Source organism: Candidatus Pantoea communis (genome assembly GCF_011752685.1).
Taxonomy (GTDB): Bacteria; Pseudomonadota; Gammaproteobacteria; order Enterobacterales; family Enterobacteriaceae; genus Pantoea; species Pantoea communis.
On sequence record NZ_VWXC01000005.1, the window covers coordinates 170,284 to 185,978 of the forward strand.

Annotated in this window: 14 protein-coding genes; 10 read left to right on the top strand and 4 right to left on the bottom strand. The window is 56.9% G+C overall.

The window, feature by feature from the left end; genetic code table 11:
- Position 1: 1 nt before the first annotated feature.
- Complete coding sequence (locus F3J37_RS09330) at positions 2-295, bottom strand: hypothetical protein (protein WP_166933104.1); 294 nt, start codon at positions 293-295, stop codon at positions 2-4.
- A gap of 225 nt (positions 296-520) precedes the next feature.
- On the opposite strand from F3J37_RS09330, the gene F3J37_RS09335 reads away from it, so the two are divergent.
- Complete coding sequence (locus tag F3J37_RS09335; protein WP_166933106.1) at positions 521-1,630, top strand: suppressor of fused domain protein; 1,110 nt, start codon at positions 521-523, stop codon at positions 1,628-1,630.
- 175 nt (positions 1,631-1,805) lie between these two features.
- Positions 1,806-3,701 (top strand): methyl-accepting chemotaxis protein, encoded by a 1,896-nt coding sequence (locus F3J37_RS09340; RefSeq protein ID WP_097117347.1) that lies wholly within the window; start codon positions 1,806-1,808, stop codon positions 3,699-3,701.
- A 396-nt stretch (positions 3,702-4,097) separates the two neighbouring features.
- Here the strand turns inward: F3J37_RS09340 and F3J37_RS09345 are convergent, their stop codons facing one another.
- Positions 4,098-5,165, bottom strand: a complete 1,068-nt coding sequence (locus tag F3J37_RS09345) for a LacI family DNA-binding transcriptional regulator (protein WP_166933108.1) — start codon at positions 5,163-5,165, stop codon at positions 4,098-4,100.
- 196 nt (positions 5,166-5,361) lie between these two features.
- Here F3J37_RS09345 and F3J37_RS09350 point away from each other — a divergent pair, with 196 nt between their 5' ends.
- From F3J37_RS09350 to idi, 4 genes are all read left to right on the top strand, one after another.
- The gene (locus tag F3J37_RS09350) at positions 5,362-6,531 is read left to right on the top strand and encodes a Gfo/Idh/MocA family protein (protein ID WP_166933109.1); all 1,170 of its coding nucleotides are present in this window, start codon (positions 5,362-5,364) and stop codon (positions 6,529-6,531) included.
- 10 nt (positions 6,532-6,541) lie between these two features.
- On the top strand, positions 6,542-7,606 hold the full coding sequence (locus F3J37_RS09355) for a Gfo/Idh/MocA family protein (protein WP_166933111.1): 1,065 nt from the start codon (positions 6,542-6,544) through the stop codon (positions 7,604-7,606).
- 104 nt (positions 7,607-7,710) lie between these two features.
- Complete coding sequence (locus F3J37_RS09360; protein ID WP_166933113.1) at positions 7,711-9,273, top strand: MFS transporter; 1,563 nt, start codon at positions 7,711-7,713, stop codon at positions 9,271-9,273.
- A gap of 345 nt (positions 9,274-9,618) precedes the next feature.
- The gene (gene idi / locus F3J37_RS09365; protein ID WP_166933115.1) at positions 9,619-10,152 is read left to right on the top strand and encodes an isopentenyl-diphosphate Delta-isomerase; all 534 of its coding nucleotides are present in this window, start codon (positions 9,619-9,621) and stop codon (positions 10,150-10,152) included.
- A gap of 29 nt (positions 10,153-10,181) precedes the next feature.
- Here the strand turns inward: idi and F3J37_RS09370 are convergent, their stop codons facing one another.
- Positions 10,182-11,648, bottom strand: coding sequence for an MFS transporter (locus F3J37_RS09370; RefSeq protein WP_166933117.1), 1,467 nt, complete (start codon positions 11,646-11,648; stop codon positions 10,182-10,184).
- A 217-nt stretch (positions 11,649-11,865) separates the two neighbouring features.
- On the opposite strand from F3J37_RS09370, the gene osmF reads away from it, so the two are divergent.
- Genes osmF through F3J37_RS09390 form a run of 4 tightly spaced genes read left to right on the top strand, consistent with a single transcriptional unit; the run spans position 11,866 to position 15,603 of the window.
- Positions 11,866-12,774 (top strand): glycine betaine ABC transporter substrate-binding protein OsmF, encoded by a 909-nt coding sequence (gene osmF, locus F3J37_RS09375; RefSeq protein ID WP_166933119.1) that lies wholly within the window; start codon positions 11,866-11,868, stop codon positions 12,772-12,774.
- A 3-nt stretch (positions 12,775-12,777) separates the two neighbouring features.
- Entirely contained in the window at positions 12,778-13,944 is a 1,167-nt protein-coding gene (locus F3J37_RS09380; RefSeq protein WP_166933121.1) for an ABC transporter permease, read from the top strand.
- Positions 13,937-14,872, top strand: a complete 936-nt coding sequence (locus F3J37_RS09385) for an ABC transporter ATP-binding protein (protein ID WP_058961580.1) — start codon at positions 13,937-13,939, stop codon at positions 14,870-14,872. The genes F3J37_RS09380 and F3J37_RS09385 overlap by 8 nt, the downstream gene beginning before the upstream one ends.
- Entirely contained in the window at positions 14,872-15,603 is a 732-nt protein-coding gene (locus tag F3J37_RS09390; protein ID WP_034821000.1) for an ABC transporter permease, read from the top strand. The genes F3J37_RS09385 and F3J37_RS09390 overlap by 1 nt, the downstream gene beginning before the upstream one ends.
- Here the strand turns inward: F3J37_RS09390 and F3J37_RS28660 are convergent.
- Positions 15,584-15,691 (bottom strand): YohO family small membrane protein, encoded by a 108-nt coding sequence (locus F3J37_RS28660; RefSeq protein WP_230598998.1) that lies wholly within the window; start codon positions 15,689-15,691, stop codon positions 15,584-15,586. The genes F3J37_RS09390 and F3J37_RS28660 overlap by 20 nt on opposite strands.
- Positions 15,692-15,695: the final 4 nt, after the last annotated feature.

Consider the following 15,695-nt stretch of genomic DNA (forward strand, 5'->3'; position numbering starts at 1 on the left):
GCTACAAATGCAGCTCGTCCTGCTTTTTGGTGTAGGTGCGCGGTGTGCGGGCTTCACGTTTAAGGGTGAGCTGGCGCTGCTGATAATGATGAAGCAGCATCCCTAAGCCCACTCCCAGCAGCGCTAATGGCAGCAAGCTGTAGTAAATGTCGATCGGTAACAACACCAATAGCATCGCACCACCGAGCATAAACGTGAGCGCTGACATCACCCATGTATAGCGAAGAAACAGCCACACTAAAATCGCGAAAATCACGACATCGCGCAGGTTCAAATCGAGGTTTTGCAGCACCATGCTGAGCAGCTCCGCAAGGAGGAATGTGCAGACAATAGCATGCGAGGCGGCAAATGAATCGCGAATTAATTTGAAGTTTGTCAGGGCGTTGTGCTGGCATTCATCAGTTATTCTCACGCTTCCTGACTGCACTTTGAGAGTTTTACCCTTGTGTCACATGGTGCGAGTGCCGATCCTGCTCTATTCTCAGGGAAAATGGATCCCTCAAGGCTTTGTCGAGGCGTTATGACACACCAACCTCTGATTGCTGAGGTGCCAAATCAGCAAAACACACTCACCGCCATCGTCGAACAGGATGCGCGCACGGCCTACTTTTACATCTGGCCCAACGATCTGTTTCGCAGTCAGTATGCGGTGCGCGGCTGCTGGCTGCGCAATCTGTTGCCTGCACCGGCGCGTGAAGATCGTGAAGCGATGGAGCAGGGCATTGCGCCTCTGCTCAGCGCAGAGTATTGCCGCACCTTAGAAGCCGAGCCGATGCTCGACCCTGCCGGTCTACAGATTCTGTGGGAACCGAGTGATGACGGTGCAGCCCTGTGGTATTACGGCCAACTGCTGGCGGTGATCCCCGGCTGGAGTCTGTATCAGGATAAGCAGGTGAGTTTCTCTGCTGGCTGCATCAAAGAGAATCGCCTGACCGCACCGCTCGGATCCGCTTCCACCAATGATTACTATGCACGCGCCGAGCAGCAGCGCCACTTCTGGCGTGACTGGCATGACGGCCATTTATGGGATGTTGTGCAGCATGAGCTGATGCAGTGCTACCAGGCGCAGTTTGGTGAGTCGGTAAAGTATTACGCTATCGACCAAGGGAGCTGGCCGCCAATGGCCATCTCTCAGCACTGGCACAATGGCGTGTGGGTTTTTCTCACGCTGGGTATGGGGATTCGGCCCATGCCGCAGGTGGATTACCTGTTTGATGAGCTGGCCCCGCAGTACCGCCGTGTTGAGCTGGCGATGGCAGTAGACGGTGAAGTGATGACCGAAGCCAATGCGGTGCAGATGGCCAGCGCGCTGGCGGAATTCGCGCACCTGCCGTGGGCGCGGCTGACGTGGATTGGCGAAGGGCACACGCTGGCATCGGAAGTGGCGCCAGTGGGCTTCGAGAGTTTCCTGCTGGCCAATGGCTTAGCACCGGAAGTTGCCCAGTTCCGACTGCCCAAGCGCGATGGCGATCGTCCGAATCTGCTGTGGGCGACACCGATCACCGAAGCGGAACGTCAGTTTGCTCAGGCCGACGATCGCGGTGGACAACAGCTGCTGCAGCGTTTGCAGGCAGAAGGTAATGACCATATATTTCGGCCACGTCAGGAAGTGGTGGATCCGCCGCAATAGCCCTCTCTGCGGGCGGTTGCCCGCACCCTGATGAGTAAGCGCAACGTTAGTCACCCTCCTAATGATCACCTAAATCAACTATTTGCATTTTTGTGATCTTGCTCACCTCAAGTTCCTCTGTAACACGCCGTTAACCTCGATCAGGCAACTCGCCAACCAGGGTAAGGGCACACTGATGTTAAAAACTACACAATCTCGTTTTACCGCGACGTTGGTCGCATTTTTCGTGGTGCTGATGCTGGTTACCGTGGTGGTGATCAATCAGTTTGTGGCACCGCAGTTGAGTCAAAACGAAAGCCGATTAGTGCGCTATGAGGTGGATGGCCTGGCGGGACGTATTGTCGAACAGATGAACCGCGTGCAGGCGCAGCAACGTGCCATTACCGAAGCCGCAGGCGTGATGGATAGCGCGGCCATCGACAACTTGCTGCCTGCGCTGGTGAACCAGTATCAGGACAGCAACGTATTTGGCGGCGGTATCTGGCCGCTGCCTAATCGCCGCGATCCGGCGAAGGAAAAAGACAGTTCGTTCTTCGCCCGTAACGCCAGCAACCAGTTACAGGTCAACACTTACTGGAACTCCGACGCAGCGGACAAATACTGGGAGCAGCCGTGGTACAAAGACGGTATGGCCGCGGCCAAAGGGCAATGTGCCTGGGCTAAAGCCTATCAGGATGCGGCCAGCCCGCAGCCGCGTACCAACTGTGCGATGGCGATTTATCGTGATGGCACGGTGTGGGGGGTATCAACCATCGACGTAACGCTCGGTTTCTTCAACCAACTGGCGAAACAGATGGGCGACGCCATTCACGGACGTGTGTTGATCGTTGAAGCGGATGGCAAAGTGGTGGGCAACGCCGCACTGCTGGAAGGTGCACCGAAGCTGGAAAATCTCGCGGATACGCAGCTGCCGATGGCGGGCGCGCTGAAAGGTCTGCTGAGCCAGGCAGGTCATCAGCCTACGCAAACCACCTTTAAAGGCGAAGATGGCGAACACACGCTGTTCCTGCAGGCGATCGCCGGTAGCCCGTGGTATCTCGCCAGCGATGTGCCGTCCAGTTTGCTGGATGCGCAAACCCACAGCATGCTGACTCGCCTGGGGCTGGTGCAGATCCCGCTGGCGGTGATCCTGCTGCTGGTGCTGCTCGGCTTTGTGCGCGCCATGATGAAACGTCTTAGCCTGCTGAACCGCAATATCGAAGCCCTGTCGACCGGCGGCGCGGATTTAACCCAGCGTCTGCCTGCCAGCAACAGCCCGGAATTTAACGCGGTGGCGCAGAGCTTTAACCAGTTTATTGAGTATCTGCAGGGGCTGATGCGTCAGGTGGGCGACAGCGCACTGGCGATTACCTCTGCCTCGCGTGAAATTGCCAGCGGCAATGCCGATCTGTCTGCGCGTACTGAATCGCAGGCGAGTTCGATTGTCGAAACCGCCGCGTCAATGGAAGAGCTGACCGGCACGGTACGTCAGAACGCCGACAATGCTACCCATGCCAATCAGCTGGCGGACGGTGCCTCGCAGGTGGCGGCGCGCGGAACGGACGTGGTGCGTCAGGTGGTCACCACCATGGGTGCGATTAATCACTCATCCCGTAAAGTGGTGGATATCATCAGCGTGATTGACAGCATCGCCTTCCAGACCAATATCCTCGCACTTAACGCGGCGGTGGAAGCGGCGCGTGCGGGTGAGCAGGGGCGTGGATTTGCTGTGGTGGCGTCAGAAGTGCGTAATCTGGCGCAGCGCTCCGCTAACTCGGCGCGTGAGATCAAGAAGCTGATTGAGGAGTCGGTGGCCAATATCGATACCGGCAGCCAGCTGGTGGAACAAGCCGGTCAAACCATGGATGAGCTGATGCAGGGCGTGAGCAGCGTGACCACCCTGATGAGTGAAATCATGTCTGCCAGTCGCGAGCAAAGCATGGGCATCGAGCAGGTTAATCTGGCAATCACGCAGCTGGATGGCAGCACCCAGCAGAATGCCGCACTGGTCGAGCAGGTGTCGGCTGCCGCACGCGCCATGGAAGAGCAGAGCGTGCAGCTGGAGCTGGTGGTGCAGAGCTTTAAGTTGTAAGGCTGGTTCAGGGCAGGCTGCTGAACGACAGGTGATAACGCAATCTGGTGCCGCTCAGGGGCCGGCGGTCCTCGCGCCGCTGACGCGGTACCCTCACGTCATTCGTCCGCCTTACGGACCGGCTGGGATGGAACATCCCTGTTCCAGCCCAGCCTTTCGACCGCATCCTTGCGGTCTCTCCTGGCAGACTCACTCTGTTCGGCGCTGCGGATTGCCTGCCCCTGAGCGGCACCAGCCTGCTTTTTAGCTTTGGTGTGACTTTTAGAGAAGGCTATGTGTTTCAGGCTTGAAAGGATTGGTGACTCAAAGGGCTATTACCAGCGTTGAGGTTTTGATGTTGGGTTTGGATGTACAGGCACGATGCGCTGATGACGTGCGTTTCTGCTTTAGGGCATCTCACGAAAACGCGTTGCGGATCTCTTCTCGTGCCGCATGGCGGGTGGCATTCGCCACCGTGCCGCGATCCACCAGTTTCCCCTGCAACAACAGATTGTAAATCGACGACTGCGGACGATTGAGGCGATTCTGGATCAGCTGGATTGCCTCATAACCCAGTTCACGGCACGGCACCGCAAAGCCGGTGATGGGCATCTCTGGCGATCCTTCCAGCCGGCTGGCTAGATCCGTGGTCATCAGCGAAATGTCTTCGGGAATGCGCAAGCCGCGTGACAGCAGTGCATTCTGCACACCAGTAATAATGCCTTTGCCGCCGGGCAAAATCACATCAGGCCACTGATCGCGTGGGTGCGTATCCAGCCAGTGATTCAGTGCGATCTCGGTGTCCTGCGAGGAGTAGGCTTCGATGACAATCAAATCCTGCTGTGCATTAAACGGCATATGAAAATGGCGGTAGGCGTCTTTGATCCCTTCCAGGCGCAAAAACAGCGTCTCACGTCGCAGACAGGTGACGGTCAACACCCGGCGGTGGCCTTGCTCAAACAGATGCTGCATAGCGCTGAAACCAATCGCCCGATGATCGGGTGACACCGCATCCAGCCGCATATCTTTATCGCGTGAGTTGATCAGCACACAGGGTTTACCAAGTGACGCCGCCAGGCTGAAGATCGCTTGATCGTCGGTGCCGATAATGATGATGGCGCTAATGTTTTTTGCTGCGGCTTTTTCCAGAAACAGCTTCACATCGGCGCGCTGTTCCTCCAGTGGGCAATAGCTGATATGTACATCATGCGACGCGCAGGCCTCAGCAATCCCGCGTGTCACTTCATGGTAAAAGTGATCGCCGCGTGGGGTGAAAGTGCGCCCTGGGGCAAACACCACAATGTCATTGATCAGCAGGCGACCACTCACCATTTCCTGCAATACACCTAGCCTGCGCGCGCAGTCGACAATCGCCTCACGCGCTTTTTCGCTGGTGTAGGATTTCCCGCTCAACACGCGTGAAACCGTACTCACCGAGTAGCCGGTGATTGCTGAAATTTCGTCCATTCTGAGCTTGCCAGCCATAGTGTGATCCCCATCCCAATCAATTTTTGCAAATTTTTGCAGACGCAGTGGACTGATATTAAGACGGTTTTACATTTGCTTCACAAACTCCCGCATCGCTCTGCGAGCATTCTCACAAAAACAGATTGTCCGACCCGCAGCGCTTTTTTATGTTCCTCGCAGACACCTCAACAGCGGTCATGAGCGGAGAATCACCATGTTAAAAATTGCGATAGTGGGCATGGGCAATATTGCCAATTCACATATCCAGGCGTTTCTGCAGTTTCCTGAGCGCGGCAAAATTGTCGCGGTAGCGGACGTGTATCCCGAAAAAGCGCGGGAGAAATTGCAGCGCTACGGCCTGCACGATGTGCGGGTTTACCAGGATCACCGCGAGATGCTGGCCGAGGGCGCAGATATCGACGTGGTCGACGTCTGTACGCCGCCTTATGTGCATGCGGAAAACACCATTGCGGCCCTGAAGGCGGGCAAGCATGTGCTGTGCGAAAAGCCGATGGCGGCGTCGCTGGAAGAGTGCGATGCGATGATCGCCGCGCAAAAAGCCAGCGGCAAAATTCTGTCAGTGGTGGCGCAGAACCGCTTCACCGACGCGTTCTGGCAGTTGAAAGCGGCGGTGGATTCGGGCCTGGCGGGCAAAATTTGCCACGCGCAAATCGATTCATTCTGGTGGCGTGGCCATTCGTACTACGACCTGTGGTGGCGCGGCACCTGGGAAAAAGAGGGCGGCGGCTGCACGCTTAACCATGCGGTCCACCACATCGATGCGATGCAGTGGATGCTCGGTGCGCCCAGTGAAGTGGTGGCGATGATCGGCAACGTGGCACATGACAATGCCGAAGTGGAAGATCTCAGTGCCGCGATATTTCGCTATCCCAACGGCACGCTGGCGCAGTTGACCGCTTCCGTTGTGCATCACGGTGAAGATCAGAAAATCGTGCTGCAGGGAGAAAAAGCGCGTCTCTCGGCACCGTGGAAAGCGGTCGCCATGCAGGCGGCAGAGAATGGCTTCCCGGAAAAAGAGAACAATCTGGCGCTGGAGCAGGAGCTGGAACGCTTTCATGCCAGCACGGCACCGCTCACCTGGACACTGCACGCCGGACAGGTCGATGACTTCTTCTCAGCGATCGAACAGCAGCGTGCACCGCTGATTGATGGTGAGCAGGGCAAACGCTCGCTGGAACTGATTACCGCCATCTACAAATCGGCTATCACCAAAAGCACCGTCTCGTTACCGATCGCCAAAAATGATGCCTTTTATCGCACTGGCGGGCTGATCGCCCATGCACCGCACTTCTACGAAAAACAGGCTTCAGTAGACAACTTCGCCGATGTCGATGACATCCCACTGGGTAAAAACTTTGCGTGAGGAAACAACCATGAATAAGCAGGATGGCATGAACTACGCGCCGAAAGGCAAACCGCAACCGGTGGTGCAACCGGGGGAATTTGTCATTGCCGCCGCCGGGCTGGATCACGGCCACATTTACGGTATGTGCAATGGCCTGACCGAAGCCGGGGCCACGCTGAAGTGGGTATACGATCCCGATGCCGCCAAAGTCGATAAGTTTGTGCAGCAGTTTCCGCAGGTGCAGATCGCCGATTCGCTGGAGACCATTCTGGCCGATACGCAGGTACAACTGGTGGCAGGCGCGGCGATTCCCTCGGAACGCTGTGCGCTGGGGCTGAAAGTGATGGCAGCGGGCAAGGATTACTTCACGGATAAAGCCCCGCTCACCAGCCTGGAGCAGCTGGAAGACGCCAAAGCGATGTGCGCTAAAACCGGGCGCAAATATGCGGTGTATTACAGCGAACGTCTGCACGTGGAGAGCGCGGTGTTTGCCGGGCAATTGGTGGAAAAAGGGGCTATCGGGCAGGTGGTACAAACCCTTGGCACGGGTCCACATCGTGAAGGCACCGGACGGCCCGACTGGTTCTATCAGCGTCGCTATTTCGGCGGCATCCTGTGTGACATCGGCAGCCATCAAATTGAGCAATTCCTCTACTACACCGGCAACAGCGACGCCACGGTGGTGGCGAGCCAGGTGCGGAATTTCCGCCATCCACAGCACCCGCAATTTGAGGACTTTGGCGATGCGATGCTGGCGGGCGAGAACGGCGCCACTGGCTACTTCCGCTGCGACTGGTTTACGCCGGATGGCTTATCCACCTGGGGTGATGGGCGCATGACGCTGCTCGGTACCGACGGTTATATCGAGATCCGCAAATACACCGATCTCACACGTGGCGAGCAGGATGTGGTGTATCTGGTGAACAAAGAAGGAGAGTTCCGCTATGCCGTTTCCGGCGAAGTGGGCTTCCCGTTCTTTGGACAGCTGATTAACGACTGCCTCCATCGTACAGAGCACGCCATGACGCAAGCCCATGCCTTTAAGGCGGCGGAACTCTGTGTCAAAGCGCAGATGCTAGCCAATGCGGGATAGCATCCCGGCCCTATAAGTTGATTTCCAATTCTGTTGATAACAACGGCGGCAGGGCATAGCACCTTGCCGCTATTACATACCCTACCAGAACAGGAATCGGATCGATGGTTAAACCTACAGAACGTCGCGTCGGTTATGGCGTCGCGATCGGCTACGGCCTGACGGATCTCTTTGGCGGCGGTGCCTTTGCGGTGATTGGCACCTGGTTGCTGTTTTTCTATACCACCTACTGCGGATTATCGGTGTTTGAAGCGGGCTCGATATTTGCCATCGCCCGCGTCATCGATGCGATATTAAGCCCGATCATGGGCTACATTACTGACAACTTCGGCAACACCTGGCTGGGGCGTAAATTTGGCCGCCGCCGTTTCTTCCTGCTGATCTCCTCTCCCTTGATGCTGCTGTATGGCGCTTTGTGGGTGACGGATATGGGCTACTGGTACTATCTCGGCACGTATCTCACCATCGAGCTGCTGTCGGCAATGGTGCTGGTGCCGTGGGAAACCTTGTCCTCGGAGATGACCAATCGCTTTAGCGAGCGCACGCGTCTTTCGGGCGTGCGCCTGATGTTCTCGGCGCTTGGCAGTTTTCTTGCCGTCTCAGTGCCGGGCATCATCATGACCTATACCGGCAAAGACAACGCTATTACCTATACGCTGACCGGCGTCATCTTCTCGGTGATTTACTGCGTGGCGGTGTTTATTACCTGGTTGACCACCTGGGAAGCCAAAGATATTCAGCCGGAAGAGGATGTGGCGCAACATTCGGCGCGCCAGGGGAGCCTGAAGGCCCACCTAAAGTATCTGTTTGTCGATTTGGCATCGTCGTTCAAAATCAAAGCCTTTCGTCAGCATCTGCTGATTTATATCTGCTCCTTCACCGCGATGGATGCCTTTCTGGCGGTGTTCACCTATTTCGTGATCTACGGCCTGAAGCAGGATGCCTCACTGGCTTCACTGCTGCTAAGTAACATGATGTTTATGTCGATTCCCGGCACTTTCATTTTCATGATGCTGCTTGGCCGCTTTAATATGACGCCCTCCAACGCGCTGCGTATGTCCTACCTGAGTATCGTCGCTATCTTCCTGTTCCTGTTTGCCGTGTATCTGTGGCAATGGCAGGTGCCCACGCTGCTGTTCAGTGCAGTCTTTCTGTTTTTGGGCATCGTGCGGGCCGGGCTGTTTTACATCCCGTGGAACATTTACAGCTTCATTCCCGATATTGATGAGATGGTCACCTGTAAACGGCGTGAAGGGATTTTTGCCGGGGTGATGGTGTTGACGCGCAAAAGCTCGGTGGCCATCGCCATTTTCATGATTGGCATCGTGCTGCAGGAGAGTGGTTTTGTGAAAGGCAACGGCGCGCAACCGGAGAGCGCCATCCATGCGATTGTCGGGTTGATGGTGTTTGTCACCACGGCACTGCTGGCGGCGAGCTTCTGGCTGACCTTTAAATTCAAACTGACGCAGCGTAGCCATAAGTTGCTAATCAAAGAGGTGGCGCGCCGCAAACTGGGTGGCACGGCAAGAGGTTGCGATGCTGAAACGCGTGTGGTGATTAAAGATCTCACTGGCTATGAATATGATGAAGTGTGGGGCGCAAGCCGGCATACAACTGCCCGCGATACGACAATCGAATCCGAGCTAAAACTGAAGGGGCGGCTTTAAGGGCGAATGCCTGTCAGGTAATCACTCAGTCAAATCAGGCTGCCCTTTAAGAGAGGGCAGCCTTATCTGTGCGCATAGGCGGAATTGAGCGTTTCAGAGCGTGGCGACGTCAGACTCAAGGCGGCCCGGGACTGTGCACGCCTCCTTATCCTGGCTGATAACGATGACGACTTTATAGCGCCCATGGTTGGCCGATTTGAATTCTACATCCTGAGTCGTTACCGCTTTGTCTGATGACTGCTAAGCTTAAATTTCTCTACTTAAGCGCACGGAATGTGCGCGATTTCCTCAGTTTCAGTCTTTGAGGTTGTGTACAATAGCTGAGAATTATCTGAAGGAGTTGTCATGCCCGCCATTGAAGTTATTCTCGTCGACCACCTCGATCGTCCCACCGGCAAGATGGAAAAGCTGGAAGTACATGAGAAAGGATTGCTGCATCGTGCGGTGACGGTTTACGTGTTCAATTCGCGCCATGAACTGCTGCTGCAACGTCGTGCTAACGGTAAATATCACTGTGGCGGCTTGTGGAGCAACACCTGCTGCGGCCACCCTTATCCGCAGGAATCGACCCGGGATGCCGCTGAACGTCGCTTGCGTGAAGAGATGGGGATGGAAGTGGCGCTGACGCCGGTGTTCGAACTGAGCTACAACCTGCCATTAAGCAACGGTCTGACCGAGCACGAGTATGGCCATGTATTCTTCGCCACCAGTGATGTTGAACCCGATCTGAATCCGGAAGAAGCGGATGCCTGGTGTTATCGCTCGATTGAGCAGATTCAGCAGGAGATGCTGGATCAACCCGAACAATTTACGCCCTGGTTCCTGCACACCTTCCCGCGCATTCCCCATACGTTCGGCGATTTCCGCCTGACCGCATAAAAAACGCCCCTTAACGGGGCGTTGTTGTCTTAAGTGAAGTCTTCCGCATCCACATCGTAGCCTGAGGGCTCCCAGCGGATCGCCAGCAGCGCCAGCAAGCCAATCAGCGGGGCGAGGAAAATCACCCAGAATACGCCGGTGCCGAATGCCGCCACCAGTAGTGGGAACAGGAACAGAGACACGGTTGAACTGCCGCGCATCAGCGTCTGGTTAAAACCAACCCCCACGCCGCGCAGTGAAGCAGGGTAGCTCAGCGAGGCAAAGGTCATGGTGTGTGAGCCCGGGCCAAACCCCTGACCAAACAGGAACAGCGCCAGCATCGCAATCGCCAGTGCCGCTTGTTCACCGCCTTCCGGGCGACCAATCAGCGCTAACCCCAGAAGGGCAATGCACTGACAGCTGTAACCCGCCACCGACATCTTCCACGCGCCGAGACGCGGCACCAGACGCACGGCCAGCAAGCCACCCACGAAAGCGAACAGCAGATTCAACGCCAGCGACACCAAAATAGTGGTCAGCATCGATTGCGCAAAGAAGCTGGAGATGATCACCGGCAGGCCAAAGGCCACCGCGTTGTAGGCGAACGAAGAGGCGATGGAGGTGACGGTCGCCAGAATAGTACGACGACGATAAACCCCCTGCAGCAGCGCGCCATAGTTACGCCAGCTGGCTTTGCGCACCGGCTTGGCCTGCGTCAGTTCGGCATCTTCCGCGACATGGGCATTGATGTTGTAGGAGCGCTGCAGGATCTGCGCGGCGCCGTGCAGGTTGCCCTGATTGGCCGCCCACACTGGAGACTCACTCATATAACGGCTGCGAATGGCAATAATCAGCAGCGCAGGTGCCGCGCCGAAACCAAGAATCAGCCGCCATAACCAGTCGGTGTGACTTTCCGGCAATACCGCATACAGCAGCAACACCAGCAGGTAGGAAATACTGATTGCCGCATACCAGGTGGGACACCACATCGCCACGCTGGCCGCTTTATTCCCTTGCCCGCGCAGTTTAGAAAACTCGGCAAGAAACGCCATGGCAACCGGCAAATCGATGCCAACACCGAGCCCCATCACAAAGCGCGCACCGCCTAACACATATTCGTTAGGGGCAAAGGCGCAGGCGAGGGCGGCAATCACAAAAAAGAACATATCCGCCATAAACACGCGGTAGCGGCCAATTTTATCGGTGAGATAACCGCCAATCAGCGCACCCACAATCGCGCCGAAGGTAATCGCGGAGGCCACCATCCCGGTGCCGGTCGGCGTCAGGTTAAATTCGCGCGTGACATCTTTGATACCAAAGGCCAGTGCGCCGAGGTCGTAGGCATCGAGGAACACACCGCCGAGGGCGATGGCCACCACGATGCGCGCATTGCTGCGAGACTCGTTGCTGTTGTTCACGAGATTCGATACGTCAGCCGCGCTGCGAATCCATTTGGTTTCGCCAGTCGGCGTATTCCCTGCCAGCGCGACGTGCGCCGGAGAAGCTAAATCGGACATGATGTTATGTATTTTATTGTAAAGAGTGGGCCTATGAGAATAAGCCTACTGATATCCAATAAAAATTCCATTTGGTTATATGTCCTGCGAATGGGTTATAAGCAATGTGCGTTAAATAGCAGAAAAAGCTCGAACTGAGGCGCTTGACCGCCCCCATCCTGTTTCGCCAGGCTACGCTTGATAGTCACAGACTGAAATATAAGCAGAGGACAGCGGCATGATTAAGCAGGGTTTATGGGGGATGATCGCATTAGCGATGAGTGTGGGCGCTGCAAATGCGGCCGATCCGGTTAAGGTCGGTTCAAAGATAGATACGGAAGGCTCGCTGTTAGGCAACATTATTCTGCAGGTGCTGGATAAACATGGGGTGAAAACCGTTAACAAGATCCAGCTAGGCACCACGCAGGTCGTGCGCGGAGCCATCACCGCAGGTGAACTGGATATCTACCCGGAATACACCGGCAACGGCGCCTTCTTCTTCAGTGATGAGAAAGATGCTGCCTGGAAAAATGCGCAGCAGGGCTATGAGAAGGTGAAAAAGCTCGATGCGGATAAAAATCATCTGGTGTGGTTAACGCCAGCGCCCGCCAACAATACCTGGACCATCGCGGTGCGCGGCGACGTGGCACAGAAAAATAGTCTCAACTCCCTCGACGATCTCAGCGCCTACCTGAAAAAAGGCGGCACCTTTAAACTGGCGGCGTCGGCGGAATTTATCGAACGCAGCGATGCGCTACCGGCATTTGAAAAAGCCTACAACTTCAAGCTGGATCAGTCACAGCTACTTTCGCTGGCGGGCGGTGATACGGCGGTAACCATCAAAGCGGCGGCACAGCAAACCTCTGGCGTCAACGCAGCCATGGCCTATGGCACCGATGGCCCGGTGGCGGCGCTCGGTTTGCAAACGCTGACCGACCCTAAAGGCGTGCAGCCAATTTATGCCCCTGCGCCAGTGATTCGGGAAAGCGTGCTGAAACAGTATCCGGAGATCGGCAACTGGTTGCAGCCGGTGTTCAGCAAGCTGGATGAGAAAACCCTGCAACAGCTCAATGCGCAGATTGCGGTTGACGGTCAGGATGCCAGCCAGGTGGCGAAACAGTGGCTACAGCAGAATAAGTTGCTGTAAGCGGTGCCGTTACTGTTATCAAGACCGCGCCAGCAGCCGGTGCTGCTGGTGTTAACGCTGCTGATCACGCTGGCTCTGGCTACCTTGCCGTTACTCAGTTTCGCCGCCAACCGTCTGGTGTCCGGCCAGCCGCTGATGTTATGGCAAGTGGCGCAATCCTGGCTGTTGCTGCTGCCGTTACTCTGGTTATGGCAAGGGTTATGGTGGAAGCCACGGCGTCGCAATCTGGTGATGGCATTGCTGGACGCTGAGATTCTGTTTGCGCTGCTGATCTTTATTGGCGGGCACACGGCGGCACAGCTGGCCACTGACGGTAGCCCGCTGGCACGTACGGCCTTTGGCAGTGGTTTATGGTGTGCGGCGGCGCTGGCGTTATTGCTGGCCGCTGAGGCTATCCGCCAGCTCACGGCCAGTACGCCATGGCGTATCCTGCTGAATCTGCAAATCTGGATTGTTCCGCTGCTGTTATTGCTCAGCGGTCACCTCGACCATCTCTCCCTGATGAAAGAGTATGCCAACCGCACGGCGGTGTTTGATGCGGCCTTTAGCCAGCATCTGCTGTTGCTGGCTGGCACGCTGTTGCCGACGGTATTCATTGGTTTGCCGCTCGGCCTGGTGATTGCCCGGCGATCGCGCTGGCAAAGTGCCGCCTTCAGCGTACTCAACCTGATCCAGACCGTGCCTTCTGTGGCGTTGTTTGGTTTGCTGATTGCGCCGCTGGCGGGGCTGGTGGCTCACTTCCCGGTGCTGGCAAGTTGGGGCATCAGCGGTATTGGTCTGGCTCCGGCGCTGATTGCGCTGGTGCTGTATGCGCTACTGCCGCTGGTGCGCAGCGTGGTGGCCGGATTGCAGCAGGTGCCGCAGGAGGTGCGCGAAACCGCACGCGGTATGGGCATGAGTGCACTGCAACAGTTCTGGCACGCCGAACTCCCGCTGGCGCTGCCGGTGTGGCTTTCGGGCTTGCGTGTGGTGGTGGTGCAAACCATTGGCCTGGCGGTGGTGGCGGCGCTGATTGGCGCCGGTGGATTTGGCGCCATTGTTTTTCAGGGATTACTCAGCAGCGCACTGGATTTGGTGTTGCTGGGCGTGATTCCGGTGGTAGCGCTGGCGGTGGTGTTTGATGCCGCATTGCGTTTACTGTCGGCACTGCTGGAGAGAACTGATGATTGAGTTTCACCAGGTAAGCAAAATGTTTGCGGGCAAAGCAGCGGTGCGCGATCTCACTTTGCATATTGAGAAGGGCAGTTTCACCGTGCTGATCGGCACCTCCGGCTCGGGCAAATCCACCACGCTGAAAATGATCAACCGGCTGGTGGAGCATGACAGCGGCGAAATCCGCTTTGCCGGTGAACCGATTGAACGCATGGATGCACGTGCGCTGCGGCGGCGTATTGGCTATGCCATCCAGTCGATTGGCCTGTTCCCGCACTGGAACGTGGCAAAGAACATTGCCACGGTACCGTCACTGCTCGGCTGGCCGCAGGCAAAAATTCAACAGCGCGTAGAGGAGCTGCTGGCGCTGCTCAATCTGGATACGCATCTGGCGACGCGTTTTCCCCATCAACTTTCCGGCGGACAACAGCAGCGGGTTGGCGTGGCGCGCGCGCTGGCTGCCGATCCCGAATTGTTGCTGATGGATGAGCCCTTCGGTGCACTCGATCCGGTGAACCGCCAGGCACTGCAACAGGAGATGCTGCGTATTCAGAAGCTGTCAGGACGCACGGTGGTGCTGGTGACGCACGACATCGACGAAGCGCTGACGCTGGCGGATCAACTGGTGCTGATGGACGGCGGTGAAATCGTGCAACAGGGCAAGCCGATTGAGTTGCTGACGCAGCCTGCCACGGATTTCGCCCGCGAATTCTTTGGCCGCAGCGAGCTTGGCGTGCGACTGCTGGCATTGGGACGTGCTGGCAGCGCGGCGCGGCGCGGCGAGTGGCTGGACGGTGAGCCAATAGCCGCGCACCTGACGCTGCGCGAGGCGCTGTCACAGTTTATCGCTCGGCGCACCGACAAACTGCCGGTGATCGATCAACATCAACAGCCGTTGGGTGTCCTGCACTTCAGCGATCTGCTGCGCCAGCGGGAGGCGATCTGATGCGTGTCTGGCGCGATCCACTGTACTGGCTGCTGGCGGTGTTTCTGCTGCTGCTGTGGGGGTTGCCGCACAGCGGACCGCTGTTTGCCCACTGGTTCCCGCAGCTGGAACGTCCGCTGTATCAGCAAGAGAGCTTCTGGCGGCTGGCCCTCGCACATCTGTCATTGGTGATCAGCGGCAGCGCACTGGCGATTATTTTTGGCGTAGGCAGTGGTGTTTTTGCGACGCGCCGCGCCGGGCGGGCGTTCAGGCCGTTACTGGAGACGCTGGCGGCAGCGGGGCAGACCTTTCCGCCGGTAGCGGTGCTGGCGATAGCCGTGCCGGTGATGGGCTTTGGCGCGACACCGGCCATCATGGCGCTGTTTCTTTACGGGTTGTTGCCTATTTTGCAGGGAACGTTGGCAGGTTTAGACAGCGTGCCGGACAGCAACCGGGAAATTGCCGTGGGGCTGGGCATGGGGCCATGGCGGCGCTTATGGCAGATTGAGCTGGCGCTGGCCGCACCGGTGATCATGGCAGGGGTGCGTACCTCGGTGATGATCAGCATCGGCACCGCGACCATCGCGTCGACAGTGGGCGCAGAAAGCCTGGGCTCTCCGGTGATTATCGGACTGAGCGGCTTTAACACCGCTTATGTGATTCAGGGGGCGCTGCTGGTCGCCCTGTTGGCACTGATTTGCGACCGCGTGTTAGAACGCGTGCAACGTCAACTCAGTGGCTGGGAAGGATAAGACTGTAGCCTACCAGCATCATGCCACCCATGCCGCCAATGGCCATCACAGCAAACAGGGAGCCAATGAGAATTTTATTCCAGTTCATAAGG

Excerpts from the sequence above, each read along its gene's own strand:
- F3J37_RS09330 (WP_166933104.1), bottom strand. The coding sequence starts at position 295 with ATGGTGCTGCAAAACCTCGATTTGAACCTGCGCGATGTCGTGATTTTC.
- F3J37_RS09335 (WP_166933106.1), top strand. The coding sequence starts at position 521 with ATGACACACCAACCTCTGATTGCTGAGGTGCCAAATCAGCAAAACACA.
- F3J37_RS09340 (WP_097117347.1), top strand. The coding sequence starts at position 1,806 with ATGTTAAAAACTACACAATCTCGTTTTACCGCGACGTTGGTCGCATTT.
- F3J37_RS09345 (WP_166933108.1), bottom strand. The coding sequence starts at position 5,165 with ATGGCTGGCAAGCTCAGAATGGACGAAATTTCAGCAATCACCGGCTAC.
- F3J37_RS09350 (WP_166933109.1), top strand. The coding sequence starts at position 5,362 with ATGTTAAAAATTGCGATAGTGGGCATGGGCAATATTGCCAATTCACAT.
- F3J37_RS09355 (WP_166933111.1), top strand. The coding sequence starts at position 6,542 with ATGAATAAGCAGGATGGCATGAACTACGCGCCGAAAGGCAAACCGCAA.
- F3J37_RS09360 (WP_166933113.1), top strand. The coding sequence starts at position 7,711 with ATGGTTAAACCTACAGAACGTCGCGTCGGTTATGGCGTCGCGATCGGC.
- idi (WP_166933115.1), top strand. The coding sequence starts at position 9,619 with ATGCCCGCCATTGAAGTTATTCTCGTCGACCACCTCGATCGTCCCACC.
- F3J37_RS09370 (WP_166933117.1), bottom strand. The coding sequence starts at position 11,648 with ATGTCCGATTTAGCTTCTCCGGCGCACGTCGCGCTGGCAGGGAATACG.
- osmF (WP_166933119.1), top strand. The coding sequence starts at position 11,866 with ATGATTAAGCAGGGTTTATGGGGGATGATCGCATTAGCGATGAGTGTG.
- F3J37_RS09385 (WP_058961580.1), top strand. The coding sequence starts at position 13,937 with ATGATTGAGTTTCACCAGGTAAGCAAAATGTTTGCGGGCAAAGCAGCG.
- F3J37_RS09390 (WP_034821000.1), top strand. The coding sequence starts at position 14,872 with ATGCGTGTCTGGCGCGATCCACTGTACTGGCTGCTGGCGGTGTTTCTG.
- F3J37_RS28660 (WP_230598998.1), bottom strand. The coding sequence starts at position 15,691 with ATGAACTGGAATAAAATTCTCATTGGCTCCCTGTTTGCTGTGATGGCC.